15 protein-coding genes are annotated in these 16,048 nt (G+C 27.6%); 12 read left to right on the plus strand and 3 right to left on the minus strand.

Annotation, left to right across the window (positions count from 1 at the left end):
- The 12 genes from asnB to ACYQ44_RS05065 all read left to right on the plus strand — a co-directional run bounded on the left by asnB (position 1) and on the right by ACYQ44_RS05065 (position 14,246).
- Positions 1-1,881, plus strand: coding sequence for an asparagine synthase (glutamine-hydrolyzing) (gene asnB, locus ACYQ44_RS05010; protein ID WP_459995677.1), 1,881 nt, complete (start codon positions 1-3; stop codon positions 1,879-1,881).
- 11 nt (positions 1,882-1,892) lie between these two features.
- The gene (rffA, locus tag ACYQ44_RS05015) at positions 1,893-3,017 is read left to right on the plus strand and encodes a dTDP-4-amino-4,6-dideoxygalactose transaminase (RefSeq protein WP_459995678.1); all 1,125 of its coding nucleotides are present in this window, start codon (positions 1,893-1,895) and stop codon (positions 3,015-3,017) included.
- Between the two features lie 85 nt (positions 3,018-3,102).
- On the plus strand, positions 3,103-3,975 hold the full coding sequence (rfbA, locus tag ACYQ44_RS05020) for a glucose-1-phosphate thymidylyltransferase RfbA (RefSeq protein ID WP_459995679.1): 873 nt from the start codon (positions 3,103-3,105) through the stop codon (positions 3,973-3,975).
- A 4-nt stretch (positions 3,976-3,979) separates the two neighbouring features.
- Positions 3,980-4,501: a GNAT family N-acetyltransferase gene (locus tag ACYQ44_RS05025; RefSeq protein WP_459995680.1), complete on the plus strand. Its 522-nt coding sequence runs from the start codon at positions 3,980-3,982 to the stop codon at positions 4,499-4,501.
- A 14-nt stretch (positions 4,502-4,515) separates the two neighbouring features.
- Positions 4,516-5,613, plus strand: coding sequence for a dTDP-glucose 4,6-dehydratase (gene rfbB, locus ACYQ44_RS05030; protein WP_459995682.1), 1,098 nt, complete (start codon positions 4,516-4,518; stop codon positions 5,611-5,613).
- Positions 5,582-6,226, plus strand: a complete 645-nt coding sequence (nth, locus tag ACYQ44_RS05035; protein WP_459995684.1) for an endonuclease III — start codon at positions 5,582-5,584, stop codon at positions 6,224-6,226. The genes rfbB and nth overlap by 32 nt, the downstream gene beginning before the upstream one ends.
- A 311-nt stretch (positions 6,227-6,537) precedes the next feature.
- Complete coding sequence (locus ACYQ44_RS05040) at positions 6,538-7,737, plus strand: YgeY family selenium metabolism-linked hydrolase (protein ID WP_459995728.1); 1,200 nt, start codon at positions 6,538-6,540, stop codon at positions 7,735-7,737.
- Between the two features lie 33 nt (positions 7,738-7,770).
- Positions 7,771-8,766, plus strand: coding sequence for an ornithine carbamoyltransferase (locus ACYQ44_RS05045; RefSeq protein WP_459995686.1), 996 nt, complete (start codon positions 7,771-7,773; stop codon positions 8,764-8,766).
- Between the two features lie 15 nt (positions 8,767-8,781).
- Positions 8,782-10,101, plus strand: a complete 1,320-nt coding sequence (locus ACYQ44_RS05050) for a dihydroorotase (protein ID WP_459995687.1) — start codon at positions 8,782-8,784, stop codon at positions 10,099-10,101.
- Complete coding sequence (locus tag ACYQ44_RS05055) at positions 10,095-11,384, plus strand: amidohydrolase family protein (RefSeq protein WP_459995688.1); 1,290 nt, start codon at positions 10,095-10,097, stop codon at positions 11,382-11,384. Before ACYQ44_RS05050 ends, ACYQ44_RS05055 begins: the two co-directional genes overlap by 7 nt.
- Before the next feature lie 281 nt (positions 11,385-11,665).
- Entirely contained in the window at positions 11,666-12,757 is a 1,092-nt protein-coding gene (locus ACYQ44_RS05060) for a 4Fe-4S binding protein (protein ID WP_459995689.1), read from the plus strand.
- A gap of 148 nt (positions 12,758-12,905) precedes the next feature.
- Positions 12,906-14,246, plus strand: a complete 1,341-nt coding sequence (locus tag ACYQ44_RS05065; RefSeq protein WP_459995690.1) for an FAD-dependent oxidoreductase — start codon at positions 12,906-12,908, stop codon at positions 14,244-14,246.
- Positions 14,247-14,260: 14 nt separating this feature from the next.
- Here the strand turns inward: ACYQ44_RS05065 and ACYQ44_RS05070 are convergent, their stop codons facing one another.
- The 3 genes from ACYQ44_RS05070 to ACYQ44_RS05080 are packed head-to-tail and all read right to left on the minus strand — an operon-like array spanning position 14,261 to position 15,966.
- Complete coding sequence (locus ACYQ44_RS05070; RefSeq protein WP_459995691.1) at positions 14,261-14,494, minus strand: thioredoxin family protein; 234 nt, start codon at positions 14,492-14,494, stop codon at positions 14,261-14,263.
- A 12-nt stretch (positions 14,495-14,506) separates the two neighbouring features.
- Positions 14,507-15,607, minus strand: coding sequence for a permease (locus ACYQ44_RS05075; RefSeq protein WP_459995692.1), 1,101 nt, complete (start codon positions 15,605-15,607; stop codon positions 14,507-14,509).
- 14 nt (positions 15,608-15,621) lie between these two features.
- A complete protein-coding gene (locus ACYQ44_RS05080; RefSeq protein WP_459995694.1) occupies positions 15,622-15,966 on the minus strand; it encodes an ArsR/SmtB family transcription factor in 345 nt (114 codons plus the stop codon).
- Positions 15,967-16,048: the final 82 nt, after the last annotated feature.

The following is a 16,048-nucleotide window of genomic DNA, read 5'->3' on the forward strand; positions in this document are numbered from 1 at the left end:
ATGTGTGGAATTGTAGGATTTAGTGGTAAAGGAAATATAGAAATTTTAAAAAAAATGAATAATGAAATATTGCATAGAGGGCCTGATGAAGAAGGATTTTACCAAGATAAATATATCAATCTCGGCTCTCGAAGATTGAGTATAATAGATATTTTAAGTGGAAAGCAGCCAATTCATAATGAAACAAAAAATATATGGATGGTTTGGAATGGAGAAATATATAATTTCAATGAATTAAGGAAAGAATTAGTAAAAAAGGGACATTTATTTTATACAGATCATTCTGATTCAGAAGTTATAGTACATTTATACGAAGAATATGGTAAAGATTTTGTAAATAAAATTAATGGAATGTTTTCTATCGCGATTTGGGATTTGAGAAAAAAAGAATTGTTATTGATAAGAGATAGAATGGGGCAAAAACCATTATTTTATTCTATTATTAATGGAGAAATAGTTTTTTCTTCTGAAATAAAAGGAATATTAAATTATCCACAATATGAAAAAAAACCTAATTTTGAAGCTCTTAATCATTATTTTACATTCAAAAATATTCCGGCTCCTTTTACTCCATTTAAAAACATTTATTCGCTTTTTCCAGGAGAAATTTTAGTATTTGATGTTGAAAAGAAAAGAGAAAAACATTTTAAATACTGGGAAATAAATTTCTCAATGTCAAATAATGATGATTTAGAAGAAATAACTTATAATATCAAAACTCTTTTTGAAGATGCGGTAAAAAAGCGAATGATTAGTGATGTTCCTATAGGAGCCTACTTAAGTGGAGGATTGGATTCTAGTTCAGTAGTTTCTATTATGGCCAGGTATTCAAATTCTAAAGTGAAAACATTTTCTCTAGGATATACAACCTATTTAGAACATAAAAATCAAGATATTATTGCTGCAAGGGAAATGTCGAAAATTTTAGGTACTGAACATTATGAGTATTTTATGTCTCCAAAAGAATTAATAGAAGATATTCCAAAGATTTTAAAAAGTTTTGATTCCCCTTTTTCTGGAGCTATTTCGACATATTTTTTAACTAAATTAATTTCAAAACATGTGAAAGTTGCTTTATCTGGTGATGGAGCAGATGAACTTTTTGGGAGCTATTTAGCTCCAAGATTATCTCAACCTTTATATTATTTTGAAAGAATATATACCAAAATAAAATCTGGCTATAAGTTATCAGAGAAAGATATTAAAAATTTAAAACCATTCGAAAATAATTTAGAATTTTTAGAAAAATTATACTTAAAGTCTAAAGGCAATCTTGAGAAATGGAAATATGAAATATTATTATTTAAAGATGAGGAGAAAAAAGAATTATTAAATAGTGATATATTCGAGTATGATAAATTTAATTCTTTTGATTTGTTGAAAGAAGATGTGAGAAATTTAAAAGCTTTAGATCCTTTAAATAAAGTTTTAGAATTAGAATGGAAAACCTTGTTGCCAGATCAAGTATTAGCATTTGTTGACTTCCTATCAATGGCACATTCTGTTGAAGTAAGATCTCCATTTTTGGATTATAGATTGGTGGAATATGTAGCCTCATTACCAGGAAATATGAAAATAAAAGATGGAAATATAAAAGATATATTAAAAAAATCATTAAAAGGGATATTGCCAGATAGAATAATAAATAGAAAAAAAGAAGGTTTTGTTTTGCCGATATTTTGGTGGTTGAAAAAAGAATTAAAACCATTTATATTTGAAATTTTAAGTGAAGATGAACTTAAAAATAGTGTGTTTGACTTTGAGTATGTAAAAAATTTATTAGATAATTATTATAGTAATGAAAATAATAATTTCAAATTAGCTGCAAAAATCTGGAACATTGTTTCTTTTAAAATATGGTGGGATCTATATTTCAAATAGGAGTGTTTATCATGATCTACTTTAATAAAATATATTATTCTTCAAAAGAACTCGAATATATGAATCAAGCAATTATGAGTTCAAAAATAAGTGGAGATGGTTCTTTTACAAAAAGAGTACAGGAATTAATGGAAAAAAAGTTTAAAGCAAAAAAAGTTTTGCTTACAACATCAGCAAGTACAGCCTTGGATATGTCTGCTATATTATTAGATATAAAAGAAAATGATGAAGTTATAATGCCTTCTTTTACTTTTGTATCTTCTGCAAATGCAATTTTATTAAGGGGAGCAAAACCGATATTTGTGGATATTAATCCAGATAATCTAAATATTGATATTGATAAAATAGAAGAAAAAATTAATTCTAAAACAAAGGTTATAATGCCTGTGCATTATGCAGGGTATTCTTGCGATATGGATAAATTATTAAATATTGCTAAAAAATATTCTTTAAAAATAATTGAAGATGCTGCGCAAGCAGTTAATGCTAAATATAAATCAAAATATTTAGGAACTATAGGAGATATAGGATGTTATAGTTTTCATGAAACAAAAAATTATACATGTGGAGAAGGCGGAGCTATAGTTTTAAATGATGATTCATTAATAGAAAGAGCTGAAATTATTAGAGAAAAAGGAACAAATAGAAGTAAGTTTTTTCGGGGTGAAATTGATAAATATACATGGGTTGATATAGGATCTAGTTTTGTAATCTCTGATATATTAGCCGCTTTTTTGCTTGCTCAATTAGAGAGAATGGATGAAATTTTAGAAAAAAGGAAAAAAATTTTTAATATGTATTTTGAGAGATTAAAACCACTTGAGGAGAAAGGGTTAATAAAATTACCCCGAATTCCAGAGTATTCTTCATCTAATTATCATATATTTTATATTTTATTAAATTCTAATAAAGATAGAAATAGATTAATGGATAATTTGAAAAATAAAGGTATTCAAGCTATATTTCACTATATTCCATTACACGAATCTCCAATGGGGGAAAAATTGGGATATAAAAAAGGGGATTTTCCAGTAACAGAAATTATTAGTGAAAATATTTTAAGATTACCTTTACATTTGCATCTTACTGAAGAAGAAATAGATTATATTATAAATTCGATATATGAGTCTATATAATCAAAAAATTTTAAATGAATCTATTATTAAATTGCAAAGAATTTTGATGTAGATATTTAAATCTTATCTGAGAAAGGGCGAGAATATGAAAGGAATAATATTAGCCGGAGGGATGGGATTGCGATTATATCCGATAACTAGAGCTATTAGTAAACATTTGATACCTATATATGATAAACCATTGATATATTATCCATTATCAACATTGATGCTTTCAGGGATAAGAGATATATTGATAATTTCGAACAAAGAATTTATAGGATTGTATAAGAAATTATTAGCAAATGGCAATAACTTTGGAATAAATTTAGAATATAAAGTTCAAAATCATCCCAATGGAATAGCTGAAGCTTTTTTAATAGGAGAAAATTTTATAGGAAATGATAATGTAGCCTTGATTTTAGGGGACAATTTATTTTATGGACAAGGATTTTCGGGTATTTTAAAAAAATCAAAAAATTTAATTGAAGGAGCAATGATATTCGCATATTATGTTAAGAATCCTTCTGATTTTGGAGTGGTAGAATTTGATAAAGAGTTTAATGTCATAAGCATAGAAGAAAAACCTAAAAAGCCAAAATCTAATTATGTCGTTCCTGGATTATATTTTTATGATAATAACGTCATTGATATAGCAAAAAAAATTACACCTTCTCAAAGAGGTGAATTAGAAATTACAGATATTAATAAAGAATATCTGAAAAGGAAAAAATTAAAAGTTCAACTTCTTGGTAGAGGATTTGCATGGTTGGATACAGGAACACCTGAAGGATTGTTAGAAGCATCAAATTTCGTAGCTGCAATTCAAAAAAGACAAGGATTATATATAGCATGTTTGGAGGAAATAGCTTATAGAAATGGTTGGATTACTCAGGAAGATTTAAAAAAAATTGGGAAAGAATTAAAAAATACAGAATATGGAAAATATTTATTGTCTTTTGTATCTGATGAGGGGTGATTTTATGTATGATGGAGAAAAAATATATTTAAGAAGTTATGAAGAAAGTGATTTAGATGCTTTAAAAGATATAATGAATAATTACAAAGTAAGAAAGTTTTTATCTTTAAATATAATAATGCCATTTTCATTGGAAGATCAAAAGAATTTTTTTAAATTGATTCCAGAAAGAAGAAAAAATAATATATATGATTTTGCTATAATAAAAAAAGAAGATGATAATTTGATAGGGGGGTGTATAGTTAGAAATGTTAATTTTAAAAATTCTGTTTGTAATGCTGGTTTTTTTATTGATGAAAAATATTGGGGAAATGGATATGGTAGAGAAGCTGTTAATTTGATAGAAAAGTTTGTATTTTATGAATTGAATATAAAGAAAATAAAACTAGAAGTCATTTCAAATAATAAAAGAGCACTAAAATTATATGAAAAGATGGGATATATAAAAGAAGGTATTTTGAAAAAAGAAGTATTTAGAAATGGAAATTACATGGATTTAATATTATTAGCTAAGTTTAGAGAGTAATGGGGGAATACAAAATGCATTACATACTAATAACGGGAGTAGCAGGTTTTATTGGAAGTAATTTTGTATATTATTATTTAGAAAAATATAAAGACAGAAAAATAATAGGGCTTGATAAATTAACATATGCTGGAAATTTAGAAAATTTAGAAAATTTAAGCCCAGAACAAAAAGAAAGATTTAAATTTATAAAAGGAGATATAAATAATCAGGAATTAATTGAGCATATTTTTGAAGAATATAATATAGAAGGAGTAATAAATTTTGCAGCAGAAAGTCATGTAGACAGATCAATACATGAACCGCAGGTGTTTTTAAGAACAAATGTGTTAGGAACTCAAATATTATTAAGTGTAGCAAAGAAGTATTGGGAAAAAGATATTAGAAAATATAGAGAAGGTGTTAAATTTCTACAAATTTCAACAGATGAAGTATATGGGTCTTTAGGTAAAACAGGATATTTTACGGAAAAAACACCTCTTGACCCACATAGCCCATATAGTGCAAGTAAAGCTAGCGCTGATTTAATAGTAAAATCATATTATGATACTTATAATTTGCCAGTAAACATAACAAGATGTTCAAATAATTATGGACCATACCAATTTCCAGAAAAATTAATACCATTAATAATAAATAATGCATTGAATCATAAAGAATTACCAATATATGGTGATGGAAAACAAATTAGAGATTGGTTGTATGTAACTGATCATTGTAAAGCTATGGATTTAGTATTTGAAAATGGAAAGATTGGTGAAGTATATAATATAGGTGGTCATAATGAAAAAGAGAATATCTATATAGTAAAAAGAATAATAGAAATTTTAAAAGAAAAAACTGAAGACGAAAAAATAAACGGAAGTTTAATTAAACATGTAAAAGATAGATTAGGGCATGATAGAAGATACGGAATAGATCCAACAAAAATAAAAGAAGAATTAGGTTGGAAACCAGAAGTAATGTTTGATGAGGGAATAGAAAAAACAATAGATTGGTATTTAAACAATAAAGTCTGGGTAGAAAGAGTAATATCTGGTGAGTATTTAGAATTTTATGAGAAGAATTATGGAGGCGGTAATGAAAAGAGTAAAATCAAAAAAAGAAATTAAAAAAATATTGGAAATATTAGAAAAAACATATCCTGATTCAACAACTGCTTTAAAATATAATAATACATTTGAGCTATTAATTGCTGTAATGCTTTCAGCTCAAACCACAGATAATCAAGTAAATAAAGTAACACCTAAACTCTTCGAGAAATTCAAAACTCCTGAAGATTTTGTCAAATTAACTCCTGAAAAACTAGAAAAGTATATTAAAGGTGTTGGTTTGTATAAAACAAAAAGCAAGAATATAATAAATACATGTAAAATATTATTAGAAAAGTATAATGGTAAAATACCAGATACAAAGGAAGAACTAGTAAAATTACCTGGAGTTGGTAGAAAAACCGCAAATGTAATGTTGAGTGTTGCATTTAATAAACCAGCTATTGCAGTTGATACACATGTTTTTAGGGTATCAAATAGAATAGGATTAGCAAATTCAAAAAATGTTGAAAAAACTGAAGAAGATTTAATGAAAGCTATTCCAAAAGAATTATGGGGTAAAGCTCATCATTGGTTAATCTACCACGGAAGAAATATTTGTAAAGCAAGAAATCCAAAATGTGAAGAATGCCCTATAAAAGATTATTGTGATTATTATAAAAATTTAAAATAATATTCTTTTGTTAATATTATAGATTCAATTAAAATTTCCTTAAAATATACAGTGAAAATAATAATATAACTAAAAATTTTAATTAAAATAATTGTTCGTTTTTAATTTTATTTATAGTGTTTTCAAACATTTTAATGAAACAGCGCCAAAATTTGGTGCTGTTTTTTTATATTTAATAGTAAATGTTTAAAATAATGAGATAATTGGGAATATTTAAAAATCTAAATGCTAAAATACTGTTAATGAAAGTTGTATGGGTTTTTAATTTTAAAATAAAAGTTATATAATTTTATAAAGTTTAAAAGGGAGGGATAGGATTGACAACATTAGAATTAGCTGAAAAATATCGAGAAGATATTGTTAAATTCATGAGCAAACTCATAAAAGCAAGAAGTTATTCTGGAGAAGAAAAAGAAGTCATTCAAGTAATTAAAGAAGAAATGGAAAAGGTTGGGTTTGATGAAGTTAAAATTGATGGTCTGGGAAATATTCTTGGAAGGATTGGTAATGGGAAACATATTATAGCTATGGATGCTCATATTGATACTGTTGAGGTTGGGAATCCAGACTTATGGGATAAAGATCCATTTAGTGGTGATTGGGATGACGAATGGGTATATGGAAGAGGTGCATCTGATCAAAAGGCAGGTATGTGTTCCATGGTTTATGGAATGAAAATTTTAAAAGAATTAAATCTTTTAGATGATTTTACTGTTTATGTAACAGGTACGGTTATGGAAGAGGATTGTGACGGATTATGTTGGAGATATATAGTAGAAGAAGATAAATTAAAACCAGATTTTGTTGTTATTACAGAACCGACTAGTTTAAATGTATATAGAGGACACAGAGGTAGAATTGAATTTAGAATAAAAACTGTAGGACTTTCTGCACATGCTAGTGCGCCAGAACGAGGAGATAACGCTATATATAAAATGGCAAAGATTATTAATGAAATAGAAAAATTAAATGAAAACCTTCATTATGACCCATTTTTAGGAAAAGGTACAATTGTTGTTTCTCAAATATTTTTCAAATCGCCTTCTCATAATGCTGTTCCAGATGAATGTGTTATTCATATTGATAGAAGACTTACAGCTGGTGAAACAAAGGAAAGCGCTTTTGAAGAAATCAGAAAAATATTTAAGAAAACAGGGATAGATGCTGAGATAGTAGAGTTGACATATTCAAAACCAGCGTATACAGGAATAGAATATCCAGTTGAAAAATACTTTCCAACATGGGTTCTTGAAGAAAATTCTGATGTTGTTCAAGCAGCAAAAGAAACTTATATAAAAACTTTTGGAAATGAACCATTAATAGATAAATGGACCTTTAGTACAAATGGTATAGCAACTGCTGGTGTATATGGAATTCCAACTGTTGGATTTGGACCTGGAGATGAAAAGTATGCTCATGCTCCAAATGAAAAAGTAAAAATAGAGCATTTAATTAAAGCAGCAGCTTTTTATGCTAATTTTCCAAAAACATTAGTAGAAAAAATCAAATAATTTACTATAATTAAGATAAGGGGGAAGATAGATATGTCAGCATTTTTTAAAACAGAAAAAAGTAGGCATTTCATAACCACGCAAGATTTTACAAATGAAGAAATAGAAATGATGTTAGATTTAGCAAGAGACTTGAAAATAAAAATGGCCTCAAATATACCAACTCCATATTTGTTGTATAAAACACTATTTTTAATCTTCTTTGATCAATCAACAAGAACAAGAAATTCTATGGAAGCAGGTATAGCTCAATTAGGAGGACATGCAAACTTTTTGAATCCAAGTACTATGCAATTATCTCACGGAGAAACTCCAGAAGATACAGCAAGAGTTTTGGCGAGAATGGGTCATGGTATAGCTGTTAGAGCTTGTGAATTTGGAAAAGGAAATAAATATTTAAGAGGTATGGCTTCTGTATCTCAAGTTCCTGTTATGAATTTACAAGATGATGTTTATCATCCATTCCAAGTATTGGCAGATGCAATGACAATGCAAGAAAGATTCGGTAAAAATTTAAGAGGATTAAAGGTTGGTATTAGCTGGGCTTATGCTGAAAGTCACTTGAAACCATTATCAGTTCCGCAATCACAAATATTATTATTTACAAGATTAGGTATGGACGTTACATTAGCATATCCTGAGAAATTTGATTTAATGCCAGATATAGTTAAACAAGCACAAGAAAACGCAGAAAAGTATGGAGGTAAACTAAATATATCACATAAAATGGAAGATGCATTTGTTGACGCACATGTTGTAATACCTAAAAATTGGGGAGGCTTCTTTGTTTCAGATGATCCAGAAGAAATCAAGGCAGAAACAGCAAAACACAAAGATTGGATTTGCGATGAAGATAAAATGAAATTAACAAGACATGATTCAATTTATATGCACGCATTACCAGCAGATAGAGGAAAGGAAGTTGTAGATTCAGTTATAGATGGCCCTCATTCAGTAATATTTGATGAAGCAGAAAATAGATTACATACTGCAAAGGCTGTAATGACTTTATTAATGGGTGGAAGATAATAAGGTGTGATTTTTATGTTTGATTTAGGTATTTTAAATGGTTTGATATATATTGATGGAAATCTTATAAATGCAAATATATATATAAAAAATGGGAAAATATATGATATTTCAAAATCTACATTAGAAGCAAAAAAATATTATGATATTTCCGGGAAGTATTTACTTCCCGGTTTTATAGATCCTCATGTACATTTTCATCTTGACTTGGGAAAATATATATCTGCAGATGATTTTCAAACAGGTTCTATATCAGCGGTATATGGTGGTATTACATCTTATATAGATTTTTTAGATCCAGTAAGAACTGCAGAGGGAATGGAGAAGGCATTTAAAGAAAGAATGAATTTAGCAAAAAAAAGTTTAACTGATTATGCATTTCATGCTACAATTGCAAATCCTATTGATGAACCTGAGAAAATAATGAAAACTGCAAGGGAGTTAGGTATTTCAAGTATAAAATTATTTACAACATATTCCTCTTCAAATAGAAGAACGTATGATTATTATATATCAAAATTATTGGATTTATCCAGAAACTATGGAATAGTTATTTCGGTTCATGCTGAAAATGATGAAATTATAAAAAAATATGAGAATAATAAAATAAAAATTGCAGATCATTCAGAATATAGGCCTACAATTTCAGAATTATCGGAGGTAATAAAATTAGCAGAAATGGCAGAATATTATAATGCTCAATTGTATATTGTTCATTTAACTAGTGGTAAAACATTAGAAGAGTTAAAGAAAAAATTTAATCATATTTTAGGTAAAAATCTAATTATTGAAAGCTGTCCTCATTATTTTTATTTTTCAGAAGATATATATAATACAGAAAAAGGGTATTTATATACGATGACACCACCATTAAGAAGTGAAAAAGAAAAAGAAATGCTAATAAATAATATTGATTATATAAATACTATAGGTACAGATCATTGTCCTTTTAATGTAAACGAAAAAAAGAAGGATATAATAAATGGAATGCCAATGGGAATAGGTGGTGTTGAATTTTCCTTTAATTTAATGTACACAAAATTTGGTGAAAGAATAATAGATAAATTTACAAAAAATGTAGCCAAATATTATGGTCTAAGGAAAAAGGGGAGAATATTGCCATCTTATGATGCGGATTTAGTAATTTTTGATCCAAAAAAAGAATGGATAATAAAAGAACATCATTCAAATTCAAATTACATTCCTTATTTTGGATTTAAAGTTAAAGGAAAGGTTATTTCTACAATATCAAGAGGTAGGTTTGTAATAAAAGAAGGGAATTTAAATCAAAGAATAAAGGGGAAATATATAAAAAGGGGAGAAATTAAATGGTGAAAACCATAATAAATTGCAATATTTTTGATTATGAAAATTATAGAGAGAATCAGTACATAAAATTTACTGATAAAATTCTTGAAATAGGAAATATGGAGGAATATGAAAAAAAAGATAATGAAGAAGTAATAGATTTTAAAGGGAAGCTCGTAATGCCTGGTTTTGCTAATGGTCATACTCATATATATTCAACATTTGCAAGGGGGATGAGTGTAGAGTTTAATCCAAAAAGCTTTTCAGATATTTTAAAGCAATTATGGTGGAGAATGGATTCGAAGATTGATTTGGAAACAACTTATTATAGTTCTATAATAAGTGGAATTGAATTTATAAAAAATGGAATTACCACTGTAATAGACCATCACGCTAGTGGGATAGCGATAAAAGGGACATTAAATGAATTAAAAAAAGGGTTATGTGATGAAATAGGAATGCGTGGAATTTTTTGTTTTGAAACAAGTGATAGATTTGACGTAGATAAATGTATACAAGAAAATAGTGAATTTTTGAAAAGTTCTTCGGAAAAACATGCAGGCATGTTTGGACTACATGCATCACTTTCTTTATCGAATGAAACATTAAAAAAGGTGTCTGATGCTTTAGAGGGAGCACCAATACATATCCATGTAGCGGAAAGCATAGAAGATGAAGAAGATTCTATAAATAAACATGGGAAAAGAGTAGTTGAAAGATTAGAAGAGTTTAGACTATTGAATAAAAATTCTATATTATCCCATTGTGTGCATATTGATGAAAAAGAAGCGGATATTATGTCAAAATACGGTATATATATCGCGTTAAATCCAACGTCAAACATGAATAATGCTGTAGGATTACCAAATTATAAGTTATTAAAAGAAAAAGGAATAAATACTATTATAGGTAATGATGGTTTGGGATATAATATTACAAGAGAATATTTAAACTTATATTTTACTCAGAAATATAGATATGAAGATCCTACCTTTTTCAACTTTGAAGATTTAAAAAATAATATAGATAACGTGTATAAACTTGTTGGAGAAATGTTGGGAATAAAACTAGGCAGAATAAAAAAAGGTTATAAAGCTGATATGATCTCGTATGATTATACACCTTTCACACCATTGAATAAAGATAATATTTTTGGACATGTGTTTTTTGGGATATGGGATAAATTAGAGGTTATTGATACAATAATTGATGGAGAATTTTTAATGAAAGATAGAGAGATAAAGTTTGAAGTTGAAAGAATTTATAGCGAAGCAAGAAAAGTTTCTGAAAAATTATGGAAGAGATTATAAAAACATCTCCAGAAATCATCTGGGGATGTTTTTATATAGTATATAAATTCACTTTATATACTATATTTAGGTAAATTGGGAGTTTTCGTTACCTTTCTTTTTGGGTGAATTAAAAAATATAAATACCTTTAAACAGATAAGATTTTTTGACTTATTTGAAAATCAAATTGATAAAAAATGATTAAATAAAGATATACGGATTTTTAATTTTAAAATAAAAGTTATATAATTGTATAGAATATTACACTGATTCTATACTAATTTATATGAGGGGGAATATTATGGACTTAAGTACAGAATTTGCAGGTATAAAATTAAAAAATCCGCTAATGCCAGCATCAGGACCACTTGTTGGTGATGATGAAAAAATGTTATATTTAGCAAGGCTTGGAGTAGGTGGGATGGTTACAAAAACTATTTCCACGAAAGCTGCTGAAGTACCAAGACCATGTATATATGGAACTAATAATTATATTGTAAATGCAGAATTATGGTCAGAATTACCACCTGAAAAATGGATAAATGAAATATTACCAAGATTAAAAAAAGAGCTTGATTTGCCTTTAATTGTAAGTGCTGGATATACAAAAGAAGATATGGAAGTATTAATTCCGCAATTAGATAAATTTGCTGATGCTTTTGAAATTTCAACACATTACGTAGGGAAAAATTTAGATAATATAGCTGAAACTGTTAGAACTATCAGAGCTAATACGAATAAACCAATATTTATGAAAATGAGTCCACATATTCCAGATCCTGTTGAATTTTCCAAAATGGTATTGGAAAATGGCGGTACAGGTGTTGTTGCGATAAATTCTTTAGGACCAACAATGTTAATTGATATAGAAAATAGAACAAATTTAATTGGAAACGATAAAGGGCAAGTGTGGATTTCTGGACCAGTAATAAAAAATCTTGGATTAGCATTAGTGAATACTATAAAAACTGCAGTTCCAGAAATGCCAGTAATAGGTGTAGGCGGAATTGCGTCTGCAGATGATGTTATAGAATATCTTCTTGCAGGATCTGATGCTGTCCAAATGCTATCTGCAGCTTTAATTAGAGGAAAACAATTATACAAAACTATTGTTGAACAATTGCCAAAAGCTTTAGAAAAATATGGATTTAATAGTATAGAAGAAGTTAAAAAAACGGGATTAAAGAAAAAAGAAGTAGTTTTTGAACCAAAATATCCTCAAATAGATTTAAACAAATGTACCTTCTGTAAATTATGTGAAATGGTATGTCCATATTGGGCAATAACAGTTGATAAAGAAAATAAACAGGTTATAGTTGATGAAAGTAAATGCTTTGGTTGTAGTTTATGTCAGAGTAGATGTCCAGTTAAAGCGATTAGTGGTGTGATTTAATATCCCGATTCATCGGGATATTTTTTTGATCTTTATTGTTTTGTAATTATTTCTTAATTGTAATTAGTATAAAAAGTGTTATAATAAAACCGATAAAAAATATCTTATTTAGTAATAAAGTTAAAAAAATCACAAGGAGGAATTGTATATGAAAATTGCGATTATAGGTTGTACACATGCTGGAACTGCTGCGGCTATTAATTCATCAAAATTATATAAAGAGGCCGAAATAACGGTTTATGAGAGAAATGATACAATTTCATTTTTATCTTGCGGTATTGCATTGCATGTAGAAGGAGTTGTTAAAGATCCAAATGGATTATTTTATTCTTCCCCTGAACAACTAAGAGATTTAGGGATAAATACAAAAATGAAACATAATGTAAAAAATGTAGATTTTGAGAACAAAAAATTAATTGTTGAAAATATAGAAACAAAGGAGGTTTTTGAAGATACATATGATAAATTAATAATAACTACAGGATCTTGGCCAGTAATTCCAAACATTGAAGGAATCCATATGGAAAACATATTGTTATCAAAAAACTTCTATCATGCTCAAAACATTATAAAAAAAATGGATGAAGTAAAAAATGTTGTTATTGTAGGAGCGGGATATATTGGAGTAGAATTGGTTGAGGCATTTTTAGAGCATGGCAAAAATGTAACATTAATAGATATTGAAGATAGAATATTAAGTAAATATTTAGATGAGGAGTTTTCAGATATAGCAGAAAATGGTTTAAAAAAACATGGAGCTAATTTAGTATTAGGTGAAAAAGTAATAAAATTTGAAGGAGATAAAAAGGTTCAAAAAGTAATTACGGATAAAGCAGAATATGAAACTGATCTGGTAATATTGTCTATGGGCTTTAAACCCAATACACATTTATTTAAAGGAAAACTTAATATGTTAGATAATGGGGCTATCGTTGTAGATGAATATATGAGAACAAGTCAAAAAGATGTATATGCAGCTGGTGATTGTTGTGCAGTATATTATAATCCATTAAAAAAATATGAGTATATTCCATTGGCAACAAATGCTGTTAGAATGGGAACTATTGCAGCATATAATTTAGTAGAAAAAAGATTAAAACATTTAGGAACTCAAGGGACTTCAGGAATAAAAATATATGGAAATAATATAGCAGCAACTGGTTTAACGGAAACAATAGCAAAATCACAAGGATTAGATGTTGAATCTATTATTATTACAGAAAATCACAGACCAGAATTTATGCCAACTTTTGAAAAATTAATATTTAAAGTTGTATATAAAAAGAAAAATGGGAAGATATTAGGAGCTCAAATATGTTCGAAAGCTGATTTAACTCAATCGATTAACACTATGTCTGTGGTAATCCAAAACAAAATGAAAATGAATGAATTAGCATTTATAGATTTCTTTTTCCAACCACATTTTAATAAACCGTGGAATTTCCTTAATACTGCTGGATTAGAATATATAAATAAAAGGATGGCTTAGCTGCCATCCTTTTATTAGGATAATAGCTGTTTTACTTCTTCTAATGTAGGTATTTTTCCGGAAAATACAATCTTTCCATCAATAGCAACTGCGGGAGTTGCCATGATACCTCTTGAAATTATTTCGTTAATATCTGTTACATAGATCAAATCAACATCTTCTTTCTTTGTTTCTTCTATTGCTAATCTAAAAACCTTATATGTTTGTTTGCACCTTGGACAGCCTGAGCCTAAAACTTCGATTTTCATTTTAAAACCTCCTTAAAATAAATTTCCATATATTATGCCCCATGATGTTGAGAAAAATATAACTAATATAAAATATGTAAAAGCTTTTTTCTTCCCTAATAATTTAGTTAATACTATCATATTTGGCAAACTTAATGTATATCCAGCCATAAATAATGCTAAAGCAGGTCCTTTTCCCATACCAAGTTTCATTAATGACTGTATTATAGGAACTTCAGTTAATGTAGCAAAATACATAAAAGCACCAAATACAGAAGCAAATAAATTAGAAAATATAGTGTTTCCACCTAAAAGGTTATGAACAATGTTTTCAGGTAAAGAAGAAGATATAATACCAGCTAAAAAAACACCAAAAAATAGATAAGGCAAAATCTTTTTTGCAAAATCCCAGGTTTCATATATATAATTTTTTCTAATGTTCTTATCAAAAGTAAAAGCTAAAAAAATAGAACCAAATGCAAAGAATAGCATTAAAACAATTTTTAATGTTAAATTCAATTTTAAACTTCCTGAAATTAAGAATGCCAGTTGAAAAATTAGAAATGCTAAAGTTTTTTTTAATGGAATATTTTCATTTTCCGGGATTTCAAATCCCCCTTCTCCCATTTCTTTGAATAAAAATTGCATTATTACCCCTATAAAAATAGCAGAAATAATTGTAGAAAATAATCTAACAAAAGATAATTCCCATCCTAATACAGTACCTGTCAAAAAAATAGCAGCAATATTTATTGCAGGTCCTGTGAATAAAAAAGCAATTGCAGGCCCTATCCCAGCTCCTCTTTTATAAATTCCTCCAAAAAGTGGCAGTATTGTACATGAACATACAGCTAAAATTCCTCCAGAAATAGCCGCTACAGGATAAGCAATAATTTTTTTTGCATCGGGACCTAATAACTTTAAAATAGCATTTTTACTAATAAAAACAGATATTGTACCTGCGATAAAAAATGCTGGAACTAAGCATAAAAGTACATGTTGTCTTGCATATTCATGAAGCATAACAAATCCATTGATTAAAGAATTGTGAATATTTTCATTTTCGAACGGAAGAAAATAAAAAAGTAAAAAAATAAACACAATAATCAAAAATGATTTAAGTTCCTTTTTCATATTATACCTCCAAATTATTTTAAAATTGAGCAACTACCATTGACTATTGAAATGTTTTTAGCTTTTTCTAAATCATTTTTAAATTCTTTATTTAAGTCTTTTATTAGCCATTTAATAAAAGTATATTTTTTAATATATTTTTCGTTAAGGCTATAAATAGTAAAAGAATCCATTTTTTCAGTTTTTACGATATTTGTTAATCTCATTTTTGCTAGATGCCTTGAAACAGTTGATTGAGGCAAGTCTAAAATAGCTGTTAGCTCGCATACACAACGTGGTTTTTCACTTAAAATATTTAAAATCCTTAATCGAATTTTATCAGATAAAATTTTCATAATATCTTCAATAATAATAGTCACCTCCCATTAAATTAATTTAACCATATATTCGAATATCCGGATATATGGTAGCAAATAAATATTAATTTTTTTATACGAATAA

It is taken from the genome of Marinitoga arctica (genome assembly GCF_054657315.1).

What these genes read in the sequence shown, in the direction of transcription:
- asnB (WP_459995677.1), top strand. Translation starts at nt 1, where the DNA reads ATGTGTGGAATTGTAGGATTTAGTGGTAAAGGAAATATAGAAATTTTA.
- rffA (WP_459995678.1), top strand. Translation starts at nt 1,893, where the DNA reads ATGATCTACTTTAATAAAATATATTATTCTTCAAAAGAACTCGAATAT.
- rfbA (WP_459995679.1), top strand. Translation starts at nt 3,103, where the DNA reads ATGAAAGGAATAATATTAGCCGGAGGGATGGGATTGCGATTATATCCG.
- ACYQ44_RS05025 (WP_459995680.1), top strand. Translation starts at nt 3,980, where the DNA reads ATGTATGATGGAGAAAAAATATATTTAAGAAGTTATGAAGAAAGTGAT.
- rfbB (WP_459995682.1), top strand. Translation starts at nt 4,516, where the DNA reads ATGCATTACATACTAATAACGGGAGTAGCAGGTTTTATTGGAAGTAAT.
- nth (WP_459995684.1), top strand. Translation starts at nt 5,582, where the DNA reads ATGAAAAGAGTAAAATCAAAAAAAGAAATTAAAAAAATATTGGAAATA.
- ACYQ44_RS05045 (WP_459995686.1), top strand. Translation starts at nt 7,771, where the DNA reads ATGTCAGCATTTTTTAAAACAGAAAAAAGTAGGCATTTCATAACCACG.
- ACYQ44_RS05050 (WP_459995687.1), top strand. Translation starts at nt 8,782, where the DNA reads ATGTTTGATTTAGGTATTTTAAATGGTTTGATATATATTGATGGAAAT.
- ACYQ44_RS05055 (WP_459995688.1), top strand. Translation starts at nt 10,095, where the DNA reads ATGGTGAAAACCATAATAAATTGCAATATTTTTGATTATGAAAATTAT.
- ACYQ44_RS05060 (WP_459995689.1), top strand. Translation starts at nt 11,666, where the DNA reads ATGGACTTAAGTACAGAATTTGCAGGTATAAAATTAAAAAATCCGCTA.
- ACYQ44_RS05065 (WP_459995690.1), top strand. Translation starts at nt 12,906, where the DNA reads ATGAAAATTGCGATTATAGGTTGTACACATGCTGGAACTGCTGCGGCT.
- ACYQ44_RS05070 (WP_459995691.1), bottom strand. Translation starts at nt 14,494, where the DNA reads ATGAAAATCGAAGTTTTAGGCTCAGGCTGTCCAAGGTGCAAACAAACA.
- ACYQ44_RS05075 (WP_459995692.1), bottom strand. Translation starts at nt 15,607, where the DNA reads ATGAAAAAGGAACTTAAATCATTTTTGATTATTGTGTTTATTTTTTTA.